At 62.4% G+C, this 3,941-nt stretch carries 6 protein-coding genes; 5 read left to right on the top strand and 1 reads right to left on the bottom strand.

The genetic code is table 11. The features are described from left to right. Nucleotides 1–886: 886 nt before the first annotated feature. A partial coding sequence (locus CCR95_RS26430; RefSeq protein WP_420825666.1) for a helix-turn-helix domain-containing protein occupies nt 887–1,085 on the bottom strand: 199 nt, incomplete at its 3' end. Nucleotides 1,086–1,242: 157 nt separating this feature from the next. Here CCR95_RS26430 and CCR95_RS25465 point away from each other — a divergent pair. From CCR95_RS25465 to CCR95_RS16525, 5 genes are all read left to right on the top strand, one after another. Continuing rightward, nucleotides 1,243–1,641 (top strand): VWA domain-containing protein, encoded by a 399-nt coding sequence (locus CCR95_RS25465; RefSeq protein WP_201096251.1) that lies wholly within the window; start codon nt 1,243–1,245, stop codon nt 1,639–1,641. Between the two features lie 83 nt (nt 1,642–1,724). Continuing rightward, nucleotides 1,725–1,871 (top strand): anaerobic ribonucleoside-triphosphate reductase, encoded by a 147-nt coding sequence (gene nrdD / locus CCR95_RS16540; RefSeq protein ID WP_201096257.1) that lies wholly within the window; start codon nt 1,725–1,727, stop codon nt 1,869–1,871. A gap of 334 nt (nt 1,872–2,205) precedes the next feature. Beyond that, entirely contained in the window at nt 2,206–2,739 is a 534-nt protein-coding gene (locus CCR95_RS25460) for a JAB domain-containing protein (protein ID WP_201096250.1), read from the top strand. Between the two features lie 125 nt (nt 2,740–2,864). After that, the gene (locus tag CCR95_RS16530) at nt 2,865–3,023 is read left to right on the top strand and encodes a hypothetical protein (protein WP_201096249.1); all 159 of its coding nucleotides are present in this window, start codon (nt 2,865–2,867) and stop codon (nt 3,021–3,023) included. Between the two features lie 82 nt (nt 3,024–3,105). Continuing rightward, nucleotides 3,106–3,941 (top strand): IS1595 family transposase (locus tag CCR95_RS16525; protein ID WP_201096248.1); only part of this gene is annotated, 836 nt, incomplete at its 3' end.

Here is a 3,941-nt window from a genome sequence, read left to right as displayed (position 1 = left end):
CCGAGGATCACCTCCGAGCGACTATCACAGAGCGCTTGAGCGATCGCCTGTAGTGCCGACCTTTTTCTTCGAGGAACGAAGAATCAGCGGGTTGCAGCGCGAAAGACGCTGAATAGCCGAAGTCGGGCTAGGATCGCTTCGCGAGCCTCACGGTTTAACGGTACTCTCCCCGGCTTGCCGTTTTTCTGTCCTGTCTTGTCCTCCCCTGGGCGGGCAGCCTCGAAGGTGATCAAGCACCTCGTAGGTCGACCCGCTTCCACTCTAGCCACAGCATTTCTCCCGGTCGCATCCCGGAGTTCAACCCCAGGCGGATGAAATCATGCAGCCAGGGATAGCGCAGCTTCCGGCGTGGGCTCTCGGCGGCATTTAGCAGGCGGGCCGCTTCCGCTTCTGTCAACCAGCGGTCGCGTCCTGTCGGTTCCTTCTGTCGGCGCGACTCCCACGGGTTCGCAACGTCCCATTCAATCTCTCGCCGTGACCAATTAAGCGCGGCACTCACCAAGGCGATCTCCTTGTTCAGTGTGCTTGGCGCGATCCCTGCCGCCGTCCGGCTGGCGATATAACCGCGCACCTCGGCGGCTCCAATGTTCGTCAAGTTCCGCCCAGTGAACATCGGGAATAGCGCCTTTGCACTAAATCGATCCCGCCTTGGATCTCGCTTGGTCGGTGTGACTTGCTCCAGGTAGAGCAACAGCAAATCGTCAAACGTGGCGTCCTCTCCGGTATGCTCGATGTGCTTCTCGGCCATCCAACCGGCGCGGATCGCGGCGGCTTTCAGACCTTCGGGATCGTCGGCGACGGGAATCCCAGTACTGCGGCGAGTCGAACCCCCGACCCCGCTGGGGTAGACGGCCCACCAATACGGCGAGCGTGGCCGTTCGTAGANCCACCACCCCAAGAGCAATAGTACTCCCGGACACTTGGCGGTCGACATAGGCTGTGATATCGGCGGCACTAAGGCGCACGGATCGCCCGATGCGCACCGGCGCGAGTTCGCCCGCGTCGATCAGGCGTCGCACGCTGCGCGCACTGATCGCCAACGTTTCGGCGGCACTTTCAAGCGTTAAAAGCAGCGGCGCTGTCATTCGGATTCCTCCAGGCGCAACCTGCCCGTGCGCGGCGGGATAGGTCGGATCGACCGTCGCTCTTGGGTGGCAGCAACGGCTTCCAGCAGCGCCTTTACTGTGCGTGGCCCGAGCAAGGCGCCGCGTGTGCGCATCAAGGCTCAACACCATTCAAGGCGTGTCGGTCGCGGTGACAGCATTTCCAGGCGTGTATGGTGAGGACGAAAAGGTCTCCTGCCTGGTTCGCAACGGGCAACGGCCCGCCAGCCGGGCTGGCGCTTTCCTGCAAGAACCACGGGGTGGCACGCCCTTGACACAGGCGTTGTGGTACGCCGCCGCCGATCTCTTGCAGCGACAGGAGCGGAAGCGGGTGATCCTGGTGATGACCGACGGCAAGCCCGATGACGTGATCGGGGCGACGAACATCATCGAACAATGCCAGGCAACTGGCATCGAGATCGCCGGCATTGGCATCAAAATCGACGTGTCGTGGCTGTTTCCACGTCACATCCAGATCGATTCCCCTGCCGATCTTAAGCAAACGCTGTTCGGTCTCGCCGAGCAGTTCCTCGTTTAGGGCCAAGACCGCCCGCGGGTCCACCGATCTTTTCGGTGGGTCTACGGGCACGGAGAGGGTCGATGGAAAAACCTGCCCAGCCGATGATCGGTCTGTCCGATCACGAACGCACACCGTGCGAAGTGTGGACCCGCGTCATGGGGTATCACCGCCCGGTGTCGGCCTTCAATCACGGCAAACGCGCCGAACACGCCGAACGACGCCTGTTCCGCGAGGTCAAGACGCACTGATCGTGCGTTGACCTTCCTGCCCGGCGACCGCCGGGTTCAGCCACCCCTGGGGATCGTTCCCCATGGGAGCGGTCCTTCGCGATCGCTGTCGGGGCAATGCGCCCCGGAACCTGTCCCCTCCGCATCCCCGCTGGGTGCGTGTCGAGCGGACAGGTTTTCCGCGATCTCACCTGGTTGAGGTCGTCATCGCCTGCGCGGGCGATTCATCAAGACCGCGCGCACCATCGGCAAGCCTCGCGCTTACAGTCAACCCGCCAGCCTTCGCTGGCATCACCCCCTGGGGAGTCGCGACTCCCCTCCAGGGGGCGTGCGTCTCCCCGAATTGGAGAACCGCATGCGCAAACACGCCACTGAACAAACCGGCCTGACCGGGACAAGCATTCGTCAACAGGAGGAAGCCGCACTCTATACGGTGACGGCTGACACGAACGCCGAGTCCCTCATCCTTCAGCAAGCGATGGCGATCATCGAGCGACGCATGAAGACGGTCGACAACCAGGCACTCACCGCGCCCAAAAAAACCGTGCTTTATCTACAGATGCGTCTTGGGCATCTGGACATTGAAGTCTTCGGGGCGCTCTGGCTGAACAATCGTCATCAAGTCCTCGCTGCCGAGGATTTATTCAGCGGCACGCTCGATACCGCCGCCGTGTATCCGCGAGAAGTCGTGAAAAAGGCGCTGCAACACAACGCTGCGGCTGTCGTTTTTTATCACAATCACCCCTCTGGCCACGCGGAACCCAGTGCGCCGGATCTCGCGATCACGACGAAATTGAAAAACGCGCTGGGTGTGATCGAGGTCCGCGTGCTCGATCACATCGTGGTCGCTGAATCCTGCACCTCCATGGCCGAACGCAACTTGCTTTAAACGTCCTCGATTCGCGGCTTTTTCGTCCGCCTGTCATCGGCCAGCCCGGCTGGCATCACCCCCTGGGGAGAGTCGCATCTTCCCTTTGGGAATCATGCGTCTCCCCGATATTTCGGAGAAAACGCATGAATAATCAACATCTGTATTACCTGAACGGCTCCTGCATCGGCCACGAGAACGCCGAACGCCGCCGTCACGCGGTATTGGCGTGGCTGGGCCTGCCCTGCGCCGTCGTGCCGTTGGGCACCGACGAACACCTTCAGGCTTACCAAAAGGCCACCTGATTAGAAAGATTTTCCAGCAGGCCAGTTTTTCGCTGGAAATAGGCGCACAGTGGGTTACCCCGTCTCGCTGAGGAATCCCGTCATGCCCATGAACCGTATCCAATTCCAAGCCGGGCTGTCACTGCCCGCGTTCCAGGCACAGTTCGGCACCGAGGCACAGTGCGAGGCGGCGCTGGAACGGGCGCGCTGGCCGGTGGGGTTTCGTTGCCCGCGCTGTGGCGAGGTCCGGCACGCGCGCCTGCACGTCGGCGCGCACACGACGTTCCAGTGTCGGGCCTGCCGGACGCAAACGTCCCTGATCGCGGGCACCCTGTTCCAGAGCACCCATCTGGCACTGACCGTGTGGTTCCTGGCGATCTATTTGATCAGCCAGGCCAAGACCGGACTGTCCGCCTTGGCGCTGAAGCGTCAACTGGGCGTCAGCTACCCGACGGCTTGGCTGATCCAGCACAAACTGATGCAGGCGATGATCGAGCGCGACAGCGCCTACACCCTCACGGGCGAGGTCCAGGTGGACGACGCCTATCTGGGCGGTGAACTCACGGGCGGCACCGCCGGGCGTGGCTCGGAGAACAAGGTGCCTTTCGTGGCCGCCGTGTCCTTGAGCCCGGACGGACATCCTCTCGACGCCAAGATGACGCCGGTGTCCGGCTTCACCCGCACCGCAATCGCCGCCTGGGCCGCGCAGACCCTGGCGCCCGGCTGTCACGTCACCTCCGATGGCTTGGCCTGCTTTGGCGGTGTCACCGACGCCGGTTGTGATCACCAGGCCATCGTCGTCGGGGCGCGCAAACCGAAAGACCTGCCCGAATTCACCTGGGTCAACACCCTCCTGGGCAACCTCAAAACCAGTTTCGGCGGCGCCTATCATGCCTTCGACTTCGCCAAATATGGCGCGCGCTACCTCGCCGCCTTCGC

Origin of the sequence: Thiocystis minor (genome assembly GCF_016653465.1) — a bacterium.
Taxonomy (GTDB): Bacteria; Pseudomonadota; Gammaproteobacteria; order Chromatiales; family Chromatiaceae; genus Chromatium; species Chromatium minus.
The sequence above is the reverse complement of the archived record's forward strand: the minus strand, read 5'-3'. Positions and strand labels throughout refer to the sequence as shown.